Genomic DNA, 20,141 nt, shown 5'->3' on the forward strand with positions numbered 1-20,141 from the left:
CCAGGTAGACCAGGGCCAACAGCAGGTCGGACATCCCGACCGGCGCGGTGGCTGTCGTCGGCTTCCGAGCACGCCGCGTGGGTCAGTCGACCGTCGGGAGCTTCGGGCCGAGGACGTCGTCGGCGTCGACGATCGTGTACGCGTACCCCTGCTCGGCGAGGAAGCGCTGCCGGTGTGCCGCGTACTCCGTGTCGATCGTGTCCCGGGACACCACCGTGTAGAAGTGCGCCTGCCGGCCGTCGGCCTTCGGCCGGAGCACCCGACCCAGCCGCTGCGCCTCCTCCTGGCGCGACCCGAACGTGCCCGACACCTGGATCGCCACCGCCGCCTCGGGCAGGTCGATCGAGAAGTTGCCGACCTTGGAGATCACCAGCGTGCGGATCTCACCTGTGCGGAACGCGTCGAACAACCGCTCCCGCTCCTTGTTCGTGGTCGAGCCCTGGATGATCGGCGCGTCGAGATATTCGCCGAGCTGGTGCAGCTGGTCGATGTACGCGCCGATCACCAACACCTGGTCGTCCGGGTGCCGGTCGACCAGCGCCTTGACCACCGGCAGCTTCGTGCGCGCGGTCGCCGCCATCCGGTACCGCTCCTCGGCCTCCGCCGTCGCGTACGACATGCGCTCCGCGTCGGTCAGGGTCACCCGGACCTCGGTGCACTCGGCCGGGGCGATCCAGCCCTGAGACTCGATGTCCTTCCACGGCGCGTCGTACCGCTTCGGGCCGATCAGGCTGAACACGTCACCCTCGCGGCCGTCCTCGCGTACCAGAGTCGCGGTGAGGCCCAGCCGGCGGCGGGCCTGGAGGTCCGCGGTGAACCGGAAGATCGGCGCGGGCAGCAGGTGCACCTCGTCGTAGACGACCAGGCCCCAGTCGCGGGCCCCGAACAGGTCCAGGTGGGTGAACGCGCCGCCGCGCCGCGAGGTGAGCACCTGGTACGTGGCGATGGTGACCGGGCGGATCTCCTTGCGCTCGCCGGAGTATTCCCCGATCTCCTCCTCGGTCAGCGACGTGCGGGCGATCAGCTCCCGCTTCCACTGCCGGCCGGCGACCGTGTTGGTGACCAGGATCAGCGTGGTCGCCTTCGCCTCGGCCATCGCCGCCGCGCCGACCAGGGTCTTGCCGGCGCCGCAGGGCAGCACCACCACACCCGACCCGCCGGCCCAGAACGCCTCGACGGCCTCCCGCTGGTACGACCGCAGGGTCCACGGCTTGCGCCCGTCCTTGCCGGCCTCGGCCAGCTCGATCGGGTGCGCCTCACCGTCGACGTAGCCGGCCAGGTCCTCCGCGGGCCAGCCCAGCTTGAGCAGTGCCTGCTTGAGCCGGCCACGCTCGGACGGGTGCACCCGGATGGTGTCGTCGTCGATCTTGTCGCCGAGCATCCCGGCGAGCTTCTTGCTCTTGGCGACCTCGATCAGCACCAGCCGGTCCAGGGCACGCAGCACGAGCCCGTACGCCGGGTCGTTGGCGAGCTGAAGTCGGCCGTAGCGGTCCATCGTGTCGGCCACGTCGACCAGCAGCGCGTGCGGGACCGGGTAACGCGAGTATTTGATCAGAGAGTCGACCACACCCTCCGCGTCGTGCCCCGCGGCCCGGGCGTTCCACAGGCCCAGCGGGGTCAGCCGGTAGGTGTGCACATGCTCCGGCGAGCGCTCCAACTCGGCGAACGGTGCGATCGCCATCCGGCACGCCTGCGCGTCGGGGTGGTCGATCTCCAGCAGCAGGGTCTTGTCCGACTGCACGATCAGTGGTCCACCGCTCACGCGAGCGTCCTCTCCTCGGTTGGCCGTCCGGCCCGGGCGGGTCGCATACCCGCTGCTGGCCGACCATCCAGTGTTGCACGGTGCCGGCTGTCGGAAGAAAGATGCTCACCAGGTGCAACCGGGACGGCACTGACGAACGTCTAGCAAAGGGACGACTGTCAGGGGGAGCTGCCATGAAGCCTGTCCAGAGCACCTCCCGGCTGGTCGCCCTGCTGGTGGTCGTGCTGGTCGGTGCTGGTGCGTGCACGTTCGATCCGCAGTCCGGTGGGAGTGGTGGCGGGGGAGCCGCCCCAGCCGGTGCAGCGGGCCAGGCAACGGGGGCGAGCGACACGTCCGGCCCCGACCAGCGCGGCCGGCCCACGCCGGCCGCGCCCAGCCCGACGCCGAAGGCAACCCGGTCCCCGACGCCGAAACCCACCCGCAGCACCACGCCGAAGTCGACCCCCAGCAGCGGCACGCCGACCGTCGCCGGCTGCCCGCAGGGCCAGCACCAGCGCGAGGTGGAGACCCACCTGGCCCGGTTGGGCGGGTTCGGGGCGGTGACCGTGGACGGCCGGCAGTCCGCCGCCGACTGCGCGGCGATCAAGAAGTTCCAGAAGAGGTACGGCATTCGCCCCGTCGAGGGTCGCGCCGGCCCGACCACGTTCGACGTGGCCCAACGCCTCGCCACCACCGACCCTGCCGCTTGCAGGGCCGGCGCGGGCACCACGTTCTGCGTGGACCTGACCCGGCAGACCGTCTGGGCGATGCGCGGCGGCAAGGTGATCATGGAGCCGACGGTGACCCGCACCGGCATGTCCGGCTACCGCACCCCGGCCGGCACGTTCACCGTCAACTTCCGCAATCCCAAGGAGTGGTCCGACCCGTACGAGGTGTGGCTGCCCTACTGGCAGCACTTCACCCAGGGGATGGGCTTCCACGAAACCACCACCTACCTGCACGACAAGTCGATCGGCTCGCACGGCTGCGTCAACCTCCTGCACGCCGACGCGGTCCGGATGTGGGAGCTGGGGAAGGTCGGCACCCGGGTGGTGCTGATCGGCCGCCGCTCCGGCACCTGAGCGACACGCAGCGTTTGCGGGGGACAACCCCCTGTCCGACCGGTCCAACGAGTGTCACGCTGGGAGTCCAGGGCCGGACCGGGCGGGGAGGCTTGGCATGACGGTCGACCGTGACGTGATCGCGGAGCATGAGCAAGCACCACCCGACGAGGTGTCGCGCGCGACCGTCATCGCGTACGCCGTCGCGGCGACGCTCCTCGTCGGGTGGTTCCTCTTCGGCTGGCTGGTGCTGCGGCAGGGCTTCGTCGACTCGATCGGGGAGTCCGCCGGCGCCGGTTTCGCGCTGCTCCTGATCATCTCGGTGGTCGGCACCTTCCGCCGCAGCCGCCGCTGACCGACAGCGCCGGCGTCGGCGCCGTCGGCACCGTCGGTTGCTCCGACCCGAGCCGGTCCGAGCCGACCCGAGCCGGTCAGTCCGCCAGCACCGCCGCGGTGACCCGGTGCAGCGCGAACGTGTGCAGCATCTCGGTCCGTTCGTCCTCGGCGCGCAGATAGCCAGCGCCGATCGAGACCGGCTTGACCAGGCGGGACGCGGTTGCCCCGTGTGCGTCGACGTAACCGACCCAGACCAGCGCCTTGTCCCGTACCGCCTGCTGGAGCACCGCCAGGGCTTCGCTGTGCGTGTGCGCCGGCACCGGGCCGCCGCCCAGCCCCGCCGCGCCGCCGCGCACCACCGCCGGTGCCCGTCGGGCGGCCCGCGCCGCCGCGTCACCCCGCCGGATGTGCTCCACCACCCCGAGCAGCCGGGGCATGGGCAGCTTCGGGGCGGCCAACGGATCGAGGGTCCGGGTGGTCACCGAGACCCGGGGCGGGGCCCGCCGGATTCGCGGCCGGGTCAGCACCGTGCTGCCCGTGCCGTCCTCCTGCACCGGGGCGTACCCGGCGTCGCGCAGCGCGCCCAGCAACCGACCGACCTGGTACTGCGTACACAGCACCGTCGGCGCGAGCCGGCGCAGTGCCAGCGACTCCAGCCGCCGGTCGGCCAGCACCTCGCTGATCAGCGTCTCGTCGTCGCTGCGCAGGTACGCCCCGGCCAGACCGACCCGCAGCCCGCCGTGCTTACGGGCCACGTCGTCCACCAGGTAGGTGAGCCCCTGCGGGATCGGGGTGCGTGACCGTCGGCGGAACACGTCGTGCAGGTCGTCGGCCGTGTAGCCCGAATCGAGCGCTCGCCGGACGCTGGCCGTGGTGACCCGGTGCACGCTGGCCCCACCGGCCGACTCAAGCTCGGTCATCGCCTCCAACTCGACGCCGAGCGCCGGCTCGGGCGGGCCGGGCACCACCACGGTCAGGTCGGCCTGCACCAGGAAGTGGTCGACCGGGGCGGGCAGCAGTGCGTCCAACGCCCGGGCGGCACCGGACGGGTCACCGCTCTCGATGTCCGCGTGCACGCCCAGCGGGTCGTCGCCGTTCCGCTCGTCGGTCGACGTCAGGTCACCCAGCAGCAGCCGACCGTACGAGGTGAGCGCCCCCAGCCCCGTGACGCCCAACTGCGCGGCCTCGGCCAGCACCTCCCGGTGGGCGGCGTCCCGGCCGCGGCTGCGGCGCGGAGCCCGCCAGTCGAGCAGGTCCTGCACCTCCTCGGGCGAGGGCGCGGTCGCCGGTTCCAGGTCGGCGAGGACGCCGAGCACTGCCCGGCGGGTGGCCGGCACACCTGCCCGTTCGGCCTCCGCGGAGAGCGCGGTGATCGGGCGGTCCCGGTCGTCCCGTCGGCCGACCAACCCCACCTGCCGGGTCATGGTCAGCCAGGCTCGGGCCAACTGCTCCCACCGTTGGGCCAGCGAGGCGGCTCGCCACACCTCGTACCCGCCGGTCGGCAGCACCTGCTGATCCGCCCCGTACCGACTGGTGGTCGCCCCCGGCATCTCCAGCTCGCCGGCCAGCCCCGCCGCGTACGCCACCTCCAGCAGCAGCGCGGTCATCGGCTCGTCCAGCCCGGCGGTACGCGCCAGCCGCCGCAGGTCCCGTACGCCGATGCCACCGGAGCGCAGCACCGGCGCGGGCTCGTCGGCGAGTTGTTCCAGCAGCCCTTCGGTGTGCCGGACCACCTCCATCGCCTGCCCGGCGCCGGCCGAGTCGACCGCCTTCGGCTCGCGTGGCGCGGCGGCCACCCGCGGTGGGCTGGTGCGCAGGGGCCCGAGGGGGCCGCTGTCCCGGCGCAGCAGCAGACCGACCTCGCGGGGCAGCTCCACCGTGCCGGCGGCCGTGGACGAGCCGGTCGTCACGGGGACCAGCAGCCGGTTGTCGACGAGCCACCGCACCGGGGAACCGGCCGGGCCGCCACCGTTGGTGGGGTCGGAGAGCACCGGGTCCTCCGCGCCCAGCGGCGGTGCCTGCAACGCGCCCGGGGGCACGCTGCCCACCGGCGGGCCGGCCGCCAACCGGTCCAGGATCGCCCGGGCCGAGGGCGGGGCGGCGAGCAGCGTCCGCCGCAGCTTCGCCGGGTCCGCGCAGAGCGAGGCCGTGCGCGGGTCCAGCTCCGCGGCCGGTCGACCGAGCCCGGCGGGGTACGGGGCGACTTCGTCGACGGCGGGCACCACCTGTAGTGCGTGCTCCGGGCCGTACAGCAGGAAGAGCGCGCGCAGCCGGCCCACGGCGGCCCGGACGGCGGTCGGGGCCGGTGGTTGTGGCCCTGCGGTCGCCATGGCGAGCACGGTGTCGGTGGCCGTGGTGCCGTCGTCCGGGTTCCGGGTGAGGCGGGCGGCGTCGAGGATCTGGAGGGTGAACTGGTCCAGCCCGTCCAGCGCACGAGCCACCGAGACCCGGGACTGGGCCCGGATGGCCAGGGCTGAGACGTCGGCTGGCACGGGCACGACGAGGTCCGGCCGCAGCTGGAGGAGCGCGGCCAGTGACTCGTCGGGCAGCGACCGCAGGTGGTCGGCGAGTGAGGTGGTCATCGTCTTTCCACGCTAGCCCGGCACCGGGCTTCCGCGCCCCTCGGACGTTCGGCTGGGCAGGTGTCGCCGGGTACGTTTCTCGTCATGCCCGCACTGACCGTCGGATTCGATCTCGACATGACCCTGGTCGACTCCCGTCCCGGCATCGCCGCGACCTTTCGGGCGCTGACCGCGCGGACGGGCGTGCCGGTGGACGCCGACCTGGCGGTGTCCCGGCTCGGGCCGCCGCTGCGCACCGAGCTGGCGCACTGGTTCCCGCCGGAGGAGGTCGAGTCGGCCGTCCGCGTGTACCGCGAGCTGTACCCGGCGTACGCGATCACGCCGACGGTGCCGCTGCCCGGTGCGCGGGAGGCCATCGACGCCATCCGGGCCCGCGGCGGCCGTGTGCTGGTCGTCACAGCCAAGATGGGCCGGCTGGCCCGGCTGCACATGGACCACCTCGGTCTCGCCATCGACGAGCTTGCCGGTGACCTCTTCGCCGAGCAGAAGGCGACCGCCCTGCGGGAGCACGACGCGACCCACTACGTGGGCGACCACGTGGCGGACATGGTGGCAGCGGGGGTGGCCGGGGTGCCGGGGATCGGCGTGGCGACCGGCCCGTGCTCTCCGGACGAGCTACGCGCGGCGGGCGCGGAAGTCGTCTTGAACGACCTCAGCGAATTCCCGGCGGCGCTCGACGACATGATCCAGCTAGCCTTGGAGCAGTAGCGGCTCAAGTGAAGCAGGGGTTTTCAGGTGCCTACGGGTCGAGTGAAGTGGTACGACACGGCCAAGGGATACGGCTTCGTCACGAGTGACGAGGGCGGCGACGTGTTCCTGTCCAAGGCGGCGTTGCCGGCGGGTGTCACCGACCTCAAGGGTGGCCAGCGGGTCGACTTCAGCGTGGTGGACAGCCGCCGGGGCGCACAGGCCATGGGAGTCAAACTGCTGGACGCGCCGCCGTCGATGGCCGAGTTGCGCCGTCGACCGGCCGAGGAACTGCACGGCCTCGTCGAGGACATGATCAAGCTGCTGGAGGCGAAGGTCCAGCCCGACCTGCGTCGGGGCCGGTACCCGGACAAGAAGACCGCGCAGAAGATCGCTCAGCTGGTCCACGCGGTGGCGAACGAGCTGGAGGTCTGAGGCACCAGCCCGGCGGTGGCGGCGCGGTCGAGCAGTGCCGCCACCGCGGCGAAACCGGCCTCGCCCAGGTCCGCGGTGAACTCGTTGACGTAGAGGCCGATGTGCCGGTCCACCACGTCGAGTTCCATCTCCTGGGCGTGCGCCAGCACGTACTCCCGGCTGGCCGCAGGATCCGCCCAGGCCTGCCGGACGGACTCGCGGACCCAGCCGGCCGCGGCCTCCGGGTCCACCGCGCCGCGGCGGGCGAGGATGGCGCCCAGCGGAATGGGTAGGCCGGTGTCGGCCTCCCACCACTCACCGAGGTCGACCAGCGCGCTGAGGCCGTGCCGGTGGTAGGTGAACCGGGCCTCGTGGATGACCAGCCCGGCGTCGTAGCGGCCAGCCGCGACGCCCGGCATGATCTCGTGGAACGGGACCACCTCGATCCGGGCCGGTGGTCGTCCGGCCGACCAGAGCCGGAACAGCAGGTACGCGGTGGTCCGGTCACCCGGCACCGCCACCGTGGCGCCGGTCAGGTCGGTGCGGTCCGGCCCGCCGTCGCGGTCGCCCCGGGTGAGCACCAGCGGGCCGCAGCCGCGACCGAGGGCGCCACCGCAGGGCAGCAGGTGGTAGTCGTCGAGCAGCCAGGGCAGCGCCGCGAAGCTCACCTTCACCAGGTCGAAGGCGCCGCGCTCGGCCGCCGTGTTGGTGACGTCCACGTCGGCGTACGTCACCTCGACCGGCGGTGCGCCGGGCACCCGCCCGTGCACGAGCGCGTGGAAGACGAACGTGTCGTTGGGGCAGGGCGAGATCGCCAGAGAGAGCGCCACGTCCCTCACGTTAGCCCCGCGCTGCGCCACTCGGTCGCCGCGGTCGGGCGCCTGTGATCTGCGGGGCACTCGCCGGCCGTCTCCGAGTCTCCGTCTGCCCCGGCCGCCGCCTGCCCCGGCCGCCGCCTGCCCGCCAGCGCCCTGCGGGCTCAGTGGTTACCTCTGCTCCCTGTAGAGCTGCCCCGTCTGTGGGGCGCGACGTCAGCGGTGATGTCCGTCGAACAGTCGGCCCGCTCGCCGAGCAGGAGCCGAGCAGCAGCCGAGCAGGAGCAGGAGCCGAGCCGGAGCAGGAGCCGGAGCAGGAGCCGAGCAGGAGCAGGAGCAGGAGCCGAGCAGTAGCAGGAGCAGGAGCCGAGCAGGAGCCGAGCAGTAGCAGGAGCAGGAGCCGAGCAGGAGCCGAGCAGGAGCAGGAGCCGAGCAGCAGCCGAGCCGGAGCCGGAGCAGGAGCCGAGCAGGAGCCGAGCAGTAGCAGGAGCAGGAGCCGAGCAGGAGCCGAGCAGGAGCAGGAGCCGAGCAGCAGCCGAGCCGGAGCCGGAGCAGGAGCCGGAGCCGGAGCAGGACGGTTCAGGCCACTCCGGCCGTCCGCGCCGGCTGGGCCCGCTGTCCGCCAGGTGAGCCTGGCCGTCCGCAGGAGGCTGCGGACCTGCCGTGCTCGGAAGGCGCACCCTCTTGCCCCACAAACGGGGCAGCTCTACAGGCGCTGACGAAGGGATGTACACAGCGACGGAGACACTATCCACAGGGTTATCCACAGGTGGTCGAGGGCTGTTGACGGCGCGAGCTGAGCGGAAAACCATGGACGGGTGGCTGCCGACAAGGATGCGATAGATGTGGGGGCAACCTTGCGAGATCTTCGTCGACGTGCCGACATGAGCCAGCGCGAGCTGGCCGCACAGTCCGGGGTCCCGAAGAGCACGTTGGCTCGGATCGAGGCGGGGCAAGGTGCCGGGCCGGCATTTCGCACGGTGGAGCGGCTGGTCCGGGCGGCGGGTGGTGAGCTCGCTCTCACAGTCTCCAACGCCCTCACCGCCGGATCGGTTGACGAGTCACCACAGGCGCGTGACGACGAACTGTGGGACGAGTTGCGGGACGAGGCCGGCCGCCGATATCCAGCGCATCTCGACGTCCGTCGAGTCCTGACCCTGAAGGACTGGCCGGGTGCCTGGTGGGTGCACTCCTACACCCTGCCGCAGCGGTTGTGGCCGGTACGCGTTCCGGAGCTGACCTACGACCTGGATCGGGCGCGACGTGACAGGCGGCGGTTGCGGGCCCAGGCGCGGGCCCAGGTGCGGTTCCGGCGCGCGTTCGAAGGGCTGCCGGTCACGTCGTGGCACTTTCTCGCCGAGCTGCCCGGGGCGGGGCCGGTCGGTGAGTTGAGGGCCCATGAGCGAAGCCTGGACCTCCTCCGCGGCGAGGATTGGGGCGACCAGCGTGAACTGGTGTTGGAGGGTGTTGTCGTCGCCCCCGGCCTGCGGACCCTGGGCATCGCACGTCAACTGATCGACCTGCTGGCCAGGGAGATGGCAGTCGCTGACATCCGGACGGTCCACGCGATAGCCGACGGTGGCAACGTCGAGTTCCTGCTGGCCTGCGGGTTTGAGCTACAGGCCGGTCGACCGTCGGCGCTCACGCTCGAAGTCCGCCCTCCCCGGCCGTAGTTCAGCGCAGCGCGGGGGCCGCCGCGGTCAGGGCGGTGAGGGCCTCGCGCAGCCGCCAGGCATCCCGGTCGCGGGGGCCGATCGGGTTCGAGATGGTGCGCAGCTCGGCGAAGGGCACACCGGCCTGGGCGGCGGCGACCGCCACCCCGTACCCCTCCATGGCCTCGGCGACCGCCTCCGGATGCCTCCGGCGCAGCTCTTCGGTGCTGGCGGCGGTGCCGGTGACCGTGCTGAGGGTGAGCACCGGCCCGGTCGTCGCCGCCGGGAGGGCGGCCCGCAGTGCCGCCAGCAGGCTCGGGTCGGCGGGCACCACGCCGCCGACACCAAGCATCGCGGCCGACATGCCCAGCTCGTCGACGGGGATGAAGCCGTCCGGTGATTCGGCACCCAGGTCGGCGGCGATGCTGGCGGTGCCGAGCACCGTGTCGCCGACCTCGGCCCGCCCGGTGAAGCCGCCGGCCACCCCGGCGCTGACCACCGCACGGTACGGGCGACCAGCGGCCTCGGCCAGCGCCAGCAGTCGGGCGGTGGCGGCACCGGCGACGGCCGGGCCCACGCCGACCGGGGCGACGGTCACGGTGGGGTCGGTCAGACCGGCGCGGACCGCTTCCGCCTCGGCTGGCACCGCGGTCACCACCAGCAGGCCGGTCACGAGACTGAGCCCGGGGACTCGCGGCGGGTCTCGTCGTCCGACCCGCCACCCGGGCCGCCGACCGCTGAGGACGGGCGGTAGATGTGGTAGCCCGGAGGGGCGAGGCCGGGATCGTCGTACTGCGGAGAGCTGGCCTGGGCCGGCGCCGGCGAGGTGGGCGCGGCGGCCTCGGGCTCGTCGGCCGGCTCGTCCTCGGTCAGCTCGTCGTCGCCGATCGGTCGGCCGGCCAGCTTCTCGCCGCGCAGCCGGGCGGCGACCAGCACACCCCGGATCGCGGCCAGAACGCCCACCCCGGCGGCCACCGCGATGCCCATCCGACCGTTGAACGGCACAAGCCCCAGCCCTCCACCGGCGACGAAGGCGAGCATCAGCACCGTCTCCGAATGGGCGAAGGAACTCGCGCGCAGCCGTTCCGGGATGCGCTCCTGGATCGAGGCGTCCACGGCCAGCTTGGATATCCCGCTGACCAGCGCGGCGACCAGGCAGAGCAGGGCGACCATCACCAGCGAGAACTGGATGACGGCGAGCACCGCCACCCCGGCAACGATGATCATGCTGCTGGACTGGATGGCGGTCGGTCGGTGGATACGCAACCGGGTGCCGATGGCGGTGGCCAGGAAGGTGCCGACCGCGAGCGCCCCGCCGACCAGCCCCAGCGCCCACTCGGCGCCCAGATCCCGACCGAACGCGACGGTGGTCAGGTCGCCCTTCTTGATCGCGAAGGCGAGGAAGAGCAGCAGGAAGCCGTACACCGCTCGTAGCGTCGCGGCACCGATCAGCGACGCGATCACCAGGCGGCCGGCGGGGCGACCTCGGCCCAGCGGCCGGTCACCACGGCGGCGGCCCAGGGCGCGCAGGGGCCGGGGGACCCGCTCCGGTGGTTCCGAATCGGCCTTCGGCGGCAGGCGCAGGGAGATCACCATGCCGACCAGGAAGATCACGGACGCGACGCGAAGCGGCCACTGTGGCCCGAACCAGAACGCGGCCAACCCGATCGGCGCGACCAGCGCACCCGCGACCGTGCCGTAGACGCTGGCCCGGGCGCCAACCTGGGACAGGCCGAGCCCTTCCGGCAACAACCGGGGCACGGCCGCGGACCGGGCCACGCCGTACGCCCGGGACAGCGCGAGCACCCCGAACGCGGCCGGATAGAGCCCGAAGCCGTGGATGTAGTCGGAGATCAACCAGGCCAGGAAGGCGCGGCCCAGCATCGTCGCGGCCAGCGCGTACCGCCGGCCGTGGCGGAAGTGGTCCAGCAGCGGGCCCACCACGGGGGCGAGCATGGCGAACGGCACCATGGTCACCAGCAGGTAGAGGGCGACCTTGCTGCGGGCCTCGCCGAGTGGCACGTTGAAGAAGATCGTGCCGGCCAGGCCGATGGCGATCAGGGTGTCACCGGCGCAGGAGAGCGCATGCAGGTCGAACAGTCGGACCATGCCGACCTCGCCACCGGCGCCCCGGGCCCGGGCGCTGCCGGCCCGACGGGTCACCCAGCGGCCGCTGCCCAGCGAACCACGCAACAGCAGACGAACGGCGCGAATGCCGGTGCCGACGGTCCGCCCGAGGACGGATCGCCCGGAGCGGGAGTACGACGGCATGTGCACCATCCTCGCCCATCTGATCCGGGTACGCCGCACCACTGCGGGGAAAGGTTCCCCGGGAGTCCCTGTCACCCCCGCGGGGCGCATAGGGAACAATGGTTGGGTGACCAGGCCTGTCTCCACCCGCGCCGCCCGTCTCGACCAGGTCTGCGCCGCCGCCGTCGAGGTGGCCCGCGCTGGCATCACCGAGGTCGACGCCGACGATGTCGGCGATCACCTGCAGGTGGTGGCCGAGGGTGAACGGCTGGTCACCCACTACTTCGAGTGCCTCCTCGCCGGCTACCGCGGTTGGCGGTGGGCGGTCACCGTCACCCGGGTGTCGCGCAGCAAGACCGTGACCATCTGCGAGACGGTGTTGCTGCCGGGCTCCGACGCGCTGCTCGCGCCCGGCTGGCTGCCCTGGCAGGAGCGGCTCAAGCCGGGCGACCTGGGCCCGGGCGATCTGCTGCCGACCTCACCGGACGACGACCGCCTGGTCCCCGGCTACCTGCTCTCCGACGACCCGGCGGTCGAGGAGACGGCATGGGAGCTGGGCCTCGGTCGGGCGCGCGTGCTCTCCCTCGAGGGGCGCATGGAGGCGGCGCAGCGCTGGTATGACGGCGACCACGGCCCCGCCGCGCCCATCTCCGCCGCCGCGCCGGCTGCCGCCCGTTGTGGCACCTGCGGCTTCTACCTGCCGCTGGCCGGTGCGATGCGGCAGGCATTCGGGGCGTGCGGCAACTTCTACGCCCCCGACGACGGCCGGGTGGTGAGCGCCGACCACGGTTGCGGTGCCCACTCCGAGACGCTGATCGAGGCGGCCGAGACCGCGGTCGAAGAGCTACCCACGGTGTACGACGACAGCGCGGTGGAGGCCATGTCGGTCAGCCGCGCCCCGGGCTCGGTGGAAGCGGCCGAGCCGGCGGAGCCGTACGGGCACTCCTGATCGTTCGCACCGGGGTGACCCGGTGCGGTGGTCGGGTCAGCGCGCGCGGCGGCGCCGTCGGTTGGCGTCGTGCCGCATCATCACGGCGAGGCCCGGGAAGCCCCACAGGAACCCGGCGAGGCAGGTCCAGAGCCAGTTCTGGTGACCGTGGTCGGTCAGCCAACCCCGGAAGAAGATCAGCAGGACCAGCCCGGCGACCGCCCAGGCGGCCAGCCCGGCGAGGGCGAACGGCACCATCGGCGGGTCCAGTGGTGCGGGCCGCGGTGGCTGCTCGTTCGGCATTCGGCAAGCGTACGCGACCTACTTCCCCTGCCCGTCGGTGATCTGGGACGATGCGCGCGACAACCGGAAGATCACCTGCGAGGACCTGATGGCAGTAGCGCCGCCCGAGAACGGCACCCCTCCCGACCCCGCTCACCCGCGTAACGGATTCGACCGGTTCTTCGAGATCTCCGCCCGCGGCTCGACGATGAGCCGCGAGGTACGCGGTGGCCTGGCGACCTTCTTCACGATGGCGTACATCGTGGTGCTCAACCCGCTGATCCTGGGTGGTGCCGTCGACGGGGACGGCAAGACCCTCCCGATTCCCGCGCTGGCTGCCGCGACCGCGCTGGTCGCCGGGCTGATGACGATCCTGATGGGTGTGGTGGGCCGGTTCCCGCTGGCACTCGCCGCCGGTCTGGGTGTCAACGCGCTGGTGGCGTACGAGATCGCCCCCGAGATGACCTGGGCCGACGCGATGGGCCTGGTGGTGATCGAGGGTGTGATCATCGCTGTGTTGGTGCTGACCGGTCTGCGGACCGCGGTGTTCCGCGCGGTGCCGACCCAGATGAAGACCGCGATCGGGGTCGGCATCGGTCTGTTCCTGACCATCATCGGCCTGGTGGACGCCGGCTTCGTCCGACGGATCCCGGACGCCGCCAACACCACCGTCCCGGTCGGTCTGGGCATCGGTGGCAAGCTGGTGAGCTGGCCGATGCTGGTCTTCGTGGTGGGTCTGCTGATCACCCTGGTGCTGGTGGTCCGCCGGGTACGCGGCGCGATCCTGATCGGCATCCTCGCCTCGACCGTGCTGGCGGTGATCGTGGAGGCGATCGGCAACATCGGCCCGTCGTTCGTCAACGGTCAGCCCAACCCGAAGGGGTGGTCGCTGAACGTGCCGGAGCTGCCGAAGACGGTGGTGGACCTGCCGGACCTGTCGCTGCTCGGCAAGTTCAACGTGCTCGACTCGTGGGGCCGGGCCGGTTGGCTGGTCGTGCTGATGTTCGTCTTCACGCTGCTGATCACGGACTTCTTCGACACCATGGGCACGATGGTCGCGGTCGGCCAGGAGGGCGGCCTGCTCGACGAGCAGGGCACCCCGCCGCGGGCCAAGGAGATCCTGCTGGTCGACTCGATCGCCGCGGCGGCCGGTGGTGCGGCGAGCACCTCCAGCAACACGTCGTACATCGAGAGTGCCGCCGGTGTCGGGGAGGGTGCCCGGACCGGCGTGGCCAGCCTGGTCACGGGCGTGCTCTTCCTGCTGGCGATGTTCCTGGCGCCGCTGGTGGTCATCGTGCCGTTCGAGGCGGCCTCGACGGCCCTGGTGGTGGTCGGTTTCCTGATGATGACCGCGGTGCGGACGATCGACTGGTCCGACTACGAGATCGCGATCCCGGCGTTCCTCACGATCGTGCTGATGCCGTTCACCTACTCGATCTCGAACGGGATCGGCGCGGGTCTGATCACCTTCGTGGTGGTCAAGCTGGCTCGCGGTAAGGCCCGTGAGGTCCACCCGTTGCTGTACGGGGTGGCCGTGCTGTTCGTGCTGTACTTCCTGCGCGGGCCGATCGAGTCCCTGGTGCTCTGACGCACGTCCGGGCGGGGAACCGAACGGGATTCCCCGCCCGGAACAGCACTGACGTCCTCGTGAGCCTGGTCATAACAGATGTCGTTAGCCAGGCTCATTAGTTAAGCTAACTAACGTGACGGAGCGGACGGTGACGGCGGAACGCGTGCCACCGGCGCAACTGGCTCCCCAGTTGCGTGATGCGATCACCCGACTCAACCGGCGGGTCCGCCAGGCCCGACCGGTCGGCGACCTCACGGTCACCCAGGTTTCCGCGCTCACCAGCCTGCGGCTGGCCGGCGCGCTGACGCCCAGGGAACTGGCCGACGTGGAACGGGTGCAGCCACCGACGATGACCAAGATCGTCGGAAAGTTGGAGGACCGCGGCCTCGTGCGGCGGACACCCCACCCGACCGACGGCCGGCAGGTCATCCTCGCGGCGACCGAAGGAGGGCAGGCCGTGCTCGACCAGTTCGAGCGGGCCCGCGACGAGTGGCTGGCCCACCGGCTGGCCGCACTCGACGAGGACGATCGGGAGACCCTGCAGAGGGCCGCCCAGATTCTTCAGCAGCTCGCTCGCGCCTGAGCCGCGCCCGCGCCACCGGGTCCGTGCCGTCACCTGTCGATGACGCGTACGTCCTTAAGGAGGCGCACGAAGAGTGCAGGCCAAGTTGAGCACGATGTTCCAGTCCCTACAGGTCCGTAACTACCGCCTTTTCGCATCCGGGCAGCTGATCAAGTTGATCGGCGTCTGGATGATGTTCATCGCCCAGGACTGGCTCGTCCTCGAGCTCTCCGACAACTCGGCCACCGCGCTCGGCGTGGTCACCGCCTGTCAGTTCACCCCGGTGCTCCTGCTCACCCTGCTCTCCGGCCGGCTCGCCGACCGGTACGACAAGCGGGTGCTGCTCTTCGTCGCCAACGCCTTCTGGAGTGTGCTGGCGCTCGGCATGGCCGTGCTCGTCCTCACCGACCTGGTGCAGCTCTGGCACGTCTTCGCCTTCGCCGCGCTGCTCGGCACGGCCAACGCCGTGGAGACTCCGGTCCGTCAGGCGTTCGTGTCCGAACTCGTCGGCACGCCGCTGCTGCCCAACGCGTTGTCGCTGAACGCCGCGGTGTTCAACTCGGCGCGGATCGTCGGCCCGGCCGTCGCCGGCCTGGCGATCGCCGCCTTCGACGTGGGCCCGGTCTTCCTCTTCACCGCCCTCAGCTCCGTCGCGCCCCTGGTCAACGTGGTTCGGATGCGTACGGCCGACCTGCACCGCGACGCCCTGCTGCCGCGCGACGAGCGGGCGTCCGCGCGGGTCGTCGACGGGCTGCGGTACGTGTGGCACCGCCCCGACCTGCTGATGCCGATGGCGATGATGTCGGTGATCGGCATGTCGCTGTTCAACTTCCAGCTCACCCTCGCCGCGCTGGCGAAGACGGTGTTCCACACCGGCGCCGCCTCCTTCGGCCTGTTCAGCACGGCGCTGGCCGTCGGCGCGCTCGGCGGCGCGCTCAGCGGCACCGGTCGGCGGAGCCGGCCGTCGGTCTGGCTGGTGCTCGGCGCGGCCATCGCCTGCGCCAGCTTCGGCACCCTGGTCGGTCTCGCCTCGACGTACTGGCTGGTCGTGGCACTGCTCGTGCCGACCGGGTTCTGCATGGTCTTCTTCGCCCAGGCCGCCAACCAGCGGATCCAGTTGGGCGTCGACGCGGCCTTCCGGGGTCGGGTGATGGCGCTGTGGGTGCTGGTGTTCCTGGGCACCAACCCGGTCGGTGCGCCGCTGATCGGTTGGGTCGCGGAGCACTTCGGTGCCGGTGCCAGCATCTGGATGGGCGGCCTGATCTCACTGGCCGCCGCGCTGGTCGCCCTCACCTGGCAGTTGCGCCACTCCGGTGCCCGGTTGCGCTTCCGGGTGCTGCCGATGCCCCGCTTCTACGTCACGTCCACCGACTGCTGAGCTGTCCGGAAGGGCCCCTGGTCATCGGACTTCGCATGACACGGGCCCTTCCCGACACCGCCGGAACCGGGCTCCGTGCCGCGCACGCCGTCTTGAGCGGATACGCGGATGCGGGCAAACCGCTGGCGGGGCGGCACGATGGGGCTTAGCGTCGATACGTGGGAGTCGGACGCGCGCTGATGCTGGCCCTGGCGTTCCTCGCCGTGGCCAGTCTTCCGGCGGCACTCGCCCTGCTCTTCTGCTACGACGAGATCGTCGACCGGGTGGTCTGCGGCTGGTCCGAGTGGCGTGAGCGCCAGCGGGAGAAACGGATGATCGCGCGCCTCGACCGGGCCATCGAGGCCGACGCGCTGACCCGGGACATCGATCTCAGCGAGTTCGACCGCACCGACCGTCGGCCCTTGGAGCAGCTCGCCGCCGACCTGCGCCGTCTCGGCGGGCAGCGGATCGGCGGCACCGGCCGGTCGATGGTCTGGCACGGCGCGCTGATCCAGGCGTACGACGACCGGCTTCGCCTCGCCTGTCGGGCCCTCGGCATCACCGAGCACCTTGGCGAGTTGGAAGGTGTCGACCAGGAGATCGAACGGGTCCGGGTGGAGGGCGTGCTGCACGCCGCCGGGATGACCCTGCCGGCGGCCAGAGCCGGGCACCGGCAACGGCATCGCTGAGCGACGGTTGCGGCTCTTCGTCGCGGTCTACCCGCCCCCCGAGTCGGTCGACCACCTCGGCGCGCGGGTCGCCCGGCTACGGGTCGGCGCGGCGGCCGCCGCCGGCACCGCCGTCCGGCTCGCCGATCCGGCACATCTGCACGTCACCCTGGCCTTCCTCGGCGACGTCGAGACGGCCCGGCTGGTCGAGGTGGAGAGCGCGCTCGGGCTGGCCGTCGAGGGGTTCCGTGACGGCCGTGCTGCCCTGCCCCGGCTCAGCCTCGGCGGCGGTGGCCGGTTCGGTCAGGGCCGGTCCACGGTGCTCTGGGTGGGCCTGCGAGGCGAGGTCGAGGCACTGCATGTGCTCGCCGGGCTGATCCGGGCCCGGTTGGGGCAGGCCGGGCTGCCGTGCGACGCCAGGCCGTTCCGCCCGCACCTGACCGTGGCCCGACCGGGCGACCGGATGGACCTGGCCGCCATCGAGGCCGACCTGGCCACCCTGGACGACTACCAGGGCCCGCAGTGGCCGGCGAGCGAGCTGCTGCTGATGCGCAGCCACCTCGACGCCCGACGATGGCGCTACGAACGGCTCGCCGCCTGGCCGCTCTGACCCAGCGCCGACGTGCCGGCGATCCCCGCCTGGTCCTGGCCCGGACTGGGCTGGGCAGTGGCCGCCTCGGGTCTGCTGTGGAGGACTTCGCGGGCCTGTTCGGCGGCGCGGATGACGCTCTCGCTGATGAAGTCGAGGAACCGGGCGATGTTCTCCAGGCGGGCGGCGGCCGGGGTGTGCGGGCCGAGGAGGGCGACGCCCTGCCGTGCGGTCTCGACGAGCTGGTCGTTGGCTCGGGCGCTGGCGATCGTGGCCTGGTAGAAGAGCTCGTCATCGACGACGTAGCGGTCACGGCGGCGTTCGTCGCGTTCGCGGCGGACCAGGCTCTGACCCTCCAGGAAGGTGATCGCCTTGGAGATGGACGCCGGGCTGACCTGGAGGTGCTGAGCGAGCTCGGACGCGGTGAGGCGGCCCGCGTCGGTGGTGAACAGGCAGGTCAACACGCGGGCCGCCATCTTGCCCAGGCCCGACGCCATGAGGACGGTGGTGAACGTCTCCTCGTATTCGGCCACGGCCTCGGCGTCGCGTCCGTGCGGCTGGAGGACTGACGCCGCCGTGCGGGAGGAGGCCGGCCTGCGTCGGTGGGCGCGGCGTTCGGTGGCGCGGTGGGCCAGGTCGGCGCGGTAGGCCAGGGGCCCGCCATTGCGCATCACCTCGCGGGTGATGGTGGAGGTGGGACGGTCGAGACGTCGGGCGATCTCCGCGTAGGGGAGGTCGTCGACCAGCCCCAGCGCGATCTGCTGGCGCTCCTGCTGCGTGAGTCTGCCTCCCGGCATCGCGATCTCCCTGGTGATCCCCGTGGTGGCCCGTGACGCCTCCACCATAGCGTTCACTTCTGACCCATTGCAACTCGCGCGGTGAGGGCTGTTGCGTTATCCCAATGGCCGTTGCAACAGTTTAAGGGGTTTTAGCTGGGAAAACGGATCGGTAGTGCAACAGGGGCATTGCCGGTACATCGAAAGCAACGTAGCGTTTCCGTTATCAGAAAGAGTGCATGAACACGGGAGACCATGATGAAGACGTTCGACACCCCCGCCCCGATCTCCGCCATCCTCGACATCCCCGCCGGGCGCATCCAGCTCATCGCCGCGGACCGCGCCGACACGACGGTCGAGGTGCTGCCGACCGACCCCGCCAGGAGCCGCGACACCAGGGCCGCCGAGCAGACCACCATCGCGTACGCCGACGGCGTCCTGCGGATCACGGCCGCGACCGACAGCAACCCGCTCGTCGGCTCCTCCGGATCCGTGCAGGTCACCGTCCGGTTGCCCGCCAACTCCCGCGTCGACGCCAAGGCCGCCAGCGCCGAGCTGCGTGGCGTTGGACGCCTCGGCGACGTCACCTTCGACGGCGCGTACCGCCAGATCAAGATCGACGAGGCGGCGAGCGTGCGCCTCACCGCGATCGACGGCGACGTGGAGGTCGGCCGGCTCACCGGCCCCGCGGAGATCAGCACCGCGAGGGGCGACATCCGGATCGCCGAAGCCGTGCGCGGCACCGTCGTGCTGACGACTCAGTCCGGCGACATCTCGGTCGGTGCCGCCGCCGGCGTGTCGGCCGCGCTGGACGCCGGCACCGGCCACGGCCGGGTCAGCAACGCCCTCAGGAACGACGGCACGGCCGCACTCGACATCCGCGCCACCACCTCCCACGGCGACATCACCGCCCGCAGCCTCTGAGCCGTAGGTGCCGGCCTCGACCAGCCGGCCGTGGACACGACCGAAACCCGACGCGACCAGGAGTGAAGAGATGACGATGAACAGCACTTCCCCGACCACCTCGTCGTGGACCGGCATGGTGCCGGTCGACGACACGGCCCTGGCCGTCACCGACACCGGCGGTCCCGGTGTCCCCGTCGTCTACCTCAACGGCCAGTTCGCCACCCAGGGGTACTGGCGGCGGGTCATCGCCGAACTCGGCACCGGGTGGCGGCACATCACCTACGACGAGCGGGCTCGCGGCAGGAAGTCGAAGCGGTCAGCGGACTACTCCTTCGAGGCGGCCGTCCGCGATGTCGATGCCGTCCTCGCCGCCCGGGGCGTGGACCGCGCGCTCGTGGTCGGCTGGTCGTACGGAGCGGTTGTCGGGGCACACTGGGCCAGCCGTAACCCGAAGCGTGCCCTGGGCGCGGTCCTGGTCGACGGCGCGTTCCCGCACGACTGGCTCGACGAGGCCATGGCGCAACGGATCCGCACGATGTTCCGACGGATGAACCTCTTCATGCCGCTGCTGCGCCCGACGGGCCTGACCCCTCGGATGAACGCCGAACAGATGGCGGACAGCAACATCGAGCTCGGCAGACTCTCCCGCGAGCGCGAGCTGGGCCCCGTGCTGGACACCATCACGGTGCCGGTGCGGTACGTGGTCGCCTCGGGGACGTCGCTCGGCAGCCGTGGTGACGAGCAGGAGAAGATCCGCGCCAGCCTCGACGCGGTGACCGCCCGAAACCCACACATCCAGATCGCCGCGAAGGTCACCAGCAACCACGGTGCCATCCTCAAGAAGGACTTCCGCACCGTCGCCGAGGCCGTACGGGAGGTTGCCGCCTCTCATCACGGAGGCGCTGGAGACATTCGGTGAGGTCCGAGCGCTCGCGTTGACGGGTGGCGAACCGCCACCCGCCAAC

19 protein-coding genes and 1 pseudogene are annotated in these 20,141 nt (G+C 71.7%); 13 read left to right on the plus strand and 7 right to left on the minus strand.

Annotated elements, in window-relative coordinates:
• Nucleotides 1-82: 82 nt before the first annotated feature.
• A complete protein-coding gene (locus LADH09A_RS13920; RefSeq protein ID WP_238645462.1) occupies nt 83-1,762 on the minus strand; it encodes a DNA repair helicase XPB in 1,680 nt (559 codons plus the stop codon).
• Nucleotides 1,763-1,935: 173 nt separating this feature from the next.
• Here LADH09A_RS13920 and LADH09A_RS13925 point away from each other — a divergent pair, with 173 nt between their 5' ends.
• Both LADH09A_RS13925 and LADH09A_RS13930 read left to right on the plus strand, forming a co-directional pair.
• Nucleotides 1,936-2,823 (plus strand): L,D-transpeptidase family protein, encoded by an 888-nt coding sequence (locus tag LADH09A_RS13925; protein ID WP_238645463.1) that lies wholly within the window; start codon nt 1,936-1,938, stop codon nt 2,821-2,823.
• A 97-nt stretch (nt 2,824-2,920) separates the two neighbouring features.
• Complete coding sequence (locus tag LADH09A_RS13930) at nt 2,921-3,157, plus strand: hypothetical protein (protein WP_238645464.1); 237 nt, start codon at nt 2,921-2,923, stop codon at nt 3,155-3,157.
• Between the two features lie 76 nt (nt 3,158-3,233).
• Here the strand turns inward: LADH09A_RS13930 and LADH09A_RS13935 are convergent, their stop codons facing one another.
• The gene (locus LADH09A_RS13935) at nt 3,234-5,720 is read right to left on the minus strand and encodes a helicase-associated domain-containing protein (RefSeq protein WP_238645466.1); all 2,487 of its coding nucleotides are present in this window, start codon (nt 5,718-5,720) and stop codon (nt 3,234-3,236) included.
• Between the two features lie 84 nt (nt 5,721-5,804).
• Here LADH09A_RS13935 and LADH09A_RS13940 point away from each other — a divergent pair, with 84 nt between their 5' ends.
• Both LADH09A_RS13940 and LADH09A_RS13945 read left to right on the plus strand, forming a co-directional pair.
• Nucleotides 5,805-6,428, plus strand: coding sequence for an HAD family hydrolase (locus tag LADH09A_RS13940; RefSeq protein WP_238645467.1), 624 nt, complete (start codon nt 5,805-5,807; stop codon nt 6,426-6,428).
• Between the two features lie 27 nt (nt 6,429-6,455).
• Complete coding sequence (locus LADH09A_RS13945; protein ID WP_088951221.1) at nt 6,456-6,842, plus strand: cold-shock protein; 387 nt, start codon at nt 6,456-6,458, stop codon at nt 6,840-6,842.
• Here LADH09A_RS13945 and LADH09A_RS13950 read toward each other — a convergent pair.
• Complete coding sequence (locus LADH09A_RS13950; RefSeq protein WP_179781851.1) at nt 6,803-7,651, minus strand: 1,4-dihydroxy-6-naphtoate synthase; 849 nt, start codon at nt 7,649-7,651, stop codon at nt 6,803-6,805. The genes LADH09A_RS13945 and LADH09A_RS13950 overlap by 40 nt on opposite strands.
• An 869-nt stretch (nt 7,652-8,520) precedes the next feature.
• Here LADH09A_RS13950 and LADH09A_RS13955 point away from each other — a divergent pair.
• The gene (locus LADH09A_RS13955; protein WP_238645468.1) at nt 8,521-9,309 is read left to right on the plus strand and encodes a helix-turn-helix domain-containing protein; all 789 of its coding nucleotides are present in this window, start codon (nt 8,521-8,523) and stop codon (nt 9,307-9,309) included.
• A 1-nt stretch (nt 9,310) separates the two neighbouring features.
• Here LADH09A_RS13955 and LADH09A_RS13960 read toward each other — a convergent pair whose 3' ends face one another.
• Together LADH09A_RS13960 and LADH09A_RS13965 are read right to left on the minus strand one after the other, a co-directional pair.
• Nucleotides 9,311-9,961 (minus strand): futalosine hydrolase, encoded by a 651-nt coding sequence (locus LADH09A_RS13960; RefSeq protein WP_238645469.1) that lies wholly within the window; start codon nt 9,959-9,961, stop codon nt 9,311-9,313.
• Entirely contained in the window at nt 9,958-11,559 is a 1,602-nt protein-coding gene (locus tag LADH09A_RS13965) for an MFS transporter (RefSeq protein WP_238645470.1), read from the minus strand. The genes LADH09A_RS13960 and LADH09A_RS13965 overlap by 4 nt, the downstream gene beginning before the upstream one ends.
• Here LADH09A_RS13965 and LADH09A_RS13970 point away from each other — a divergent pair.
• The gene (locus LADH09A_RS13970; RefSeq protein ID WP_238645471.1) at nt 11,558-12,487 is read left to right on the plus strand and encodes a DUF3027 domain-containing protein; all 930 of its coding nucleotides are present in this window, start codon (nt 11,558-11,560) and stop codon (nt 12,485-12,487) included. The two genes, LADH09A_RS13965 and LADH09A_RS13970, sit on opposite strands and share 2 nt — an antisense overlap.
• A 36-nt stretch (nt 12,488-12,523) precedes the next feature.
• On the opposite strand, the gene LADH09A_RS13975 is transcribed toward LADH09A_RS13970, so the two are convergent.
• Entirely contained in the window at nt 12,524-12,769 is a 246-nt protein-coding gene (locus LADH09A_RS13975) for a DUF2530 domain-containing protein (protein ID WP_179781856.1), read from the minus strand.
• 88 nt (nt 12,770-12,857) lie between these two features.
• On the opposite strand from LADH09A_RS13975, the gene LADH09A_RS13980 reads away from it, so the two are divergent.
• The 5 genes from LADH09A_RS13980 to thpR all read left to right on the plus strand — a co-directional run bounded on the left by LADH09A_RS13980 (nt 12,858) and on the right by thpR (nt 17,515).
• Nucleotides 12,858-14,336 (plus strand): NCS2 family permease, encoded by a 1,479-nt coding sequence (locus LADH09A_RS13980; RefSeq protein WP_238645615.1) that lies wholly within the window; start codon nt 12,858-12,860, stop codon nt 14,334-14,336.
• A 115-nt stretch (nt 14,337-14,451) separates the two neighbouring features.
• A complete protein-coding gene (locus LADH09A_RS13985) occupies nt 14,452-14,901 on the plus strand; it encodes a MarR family winged helix-turn-helix transcriptional regulator (RefSeq protein ID WP_238645473.1) in 450 nt (149 codons plus the stop codon).
• A gap of 73 nt (nt 14,902-14,974) precedes the next feature.
• Nucleotides 14,975-16,258, plus strand: coding sequence for an MFS transporter (locus tag LADH09A_RS13990; RefSeq protein ID WP_238645475.1), 1,284 nt, complete (start codon nt 14,975-14,977; stop codon nt 16,256-16,258).
• A gap of 158 nt (nt 16,259-16,416) precedes the next feature.
• On the plus strand, nt 16,417-16,926 hold the full coding sequence (locus LADH09A_RS13995) for a hypothetical protein (protein ID WP_238645477.1): 510 nt from the start codon (nt 16,417-16,419) through the stop codon (nt 16,924-16,926).
• A gap of 7 nt (nt 16,927-16,933) precedes the next feature.
• Nucleotides 16,934-17,515 carry an RNA 2',3'-cyclic phosphodiesterase gene (gene thpR / locus LADH09A_RS14000; RefSeq protein WP_238645479.1) on the plus strand — a complete coding sequence of 194 codons (582 nt, stop codon included), beginning with the start codon at nt 16,934-16,936 and terminating at the stop codon, nt 17,513-17,515.
• 59 nt (nt 17,516-17,574) lie between these two features.
• Here thpR and LADH09A_RS14005 read toward each other — a convergent pair.
• Nucleotides 17,575-18,291: pseudogene (locus LADH09A_RS14005) on the minus strand (helix-turn-helix domain-containing protein); the annotation flags it as partial.
• A 237-nt stretch (nt 18,292-18,528) separates the two neighbouring features.
• Between LADH09A_RS14005 and LADH09A_RS14010 the strand changes: the two are divergent.
• Both LADH09A_RS14010 and LADH09A_RS14015 read left to right on the plus strand, forming a co-directional pair.
• On the plus strand, nt 18,529-19,194 hold the full coding sequence (locus LADH09A_RS14010; RefSeq protein ID WP_238645484.1) for a DUF4097 family beta strand repeat-containing protein: 666 nt from the start codon (nt 18,529-18,531) through the stop codon (nt 19,192-19,194).
• Between the two features lie 76 nt (nt 19,195-19,270).
• The gene (locus LADH09A_RS14015) at nt 19,271-20,095 is read left to right on the plus strand and encodes an alpha/beta fold hydrolase (RefSeq protein WP_238645486.1); all 825 of its coding nucleotides are present in this window, start codon (nt 19,271-19,273) and stop codon (nt 20,093-20,095) included.
• The last annotated feature ends 46 nt before the right edge of the window (nt 20,096-20,141 follow it).

The organism is Micromonospora cabrerizensis (assembly GCF_022230955.1).
In the GTDB taxonomy this organism is placed as follows: Bacteria; Actinomycetota; Actinomycetes; order Mycobacteriales; family Micromonosporaceae; genus Micromonospora; species Micromonospora cabrerizensis.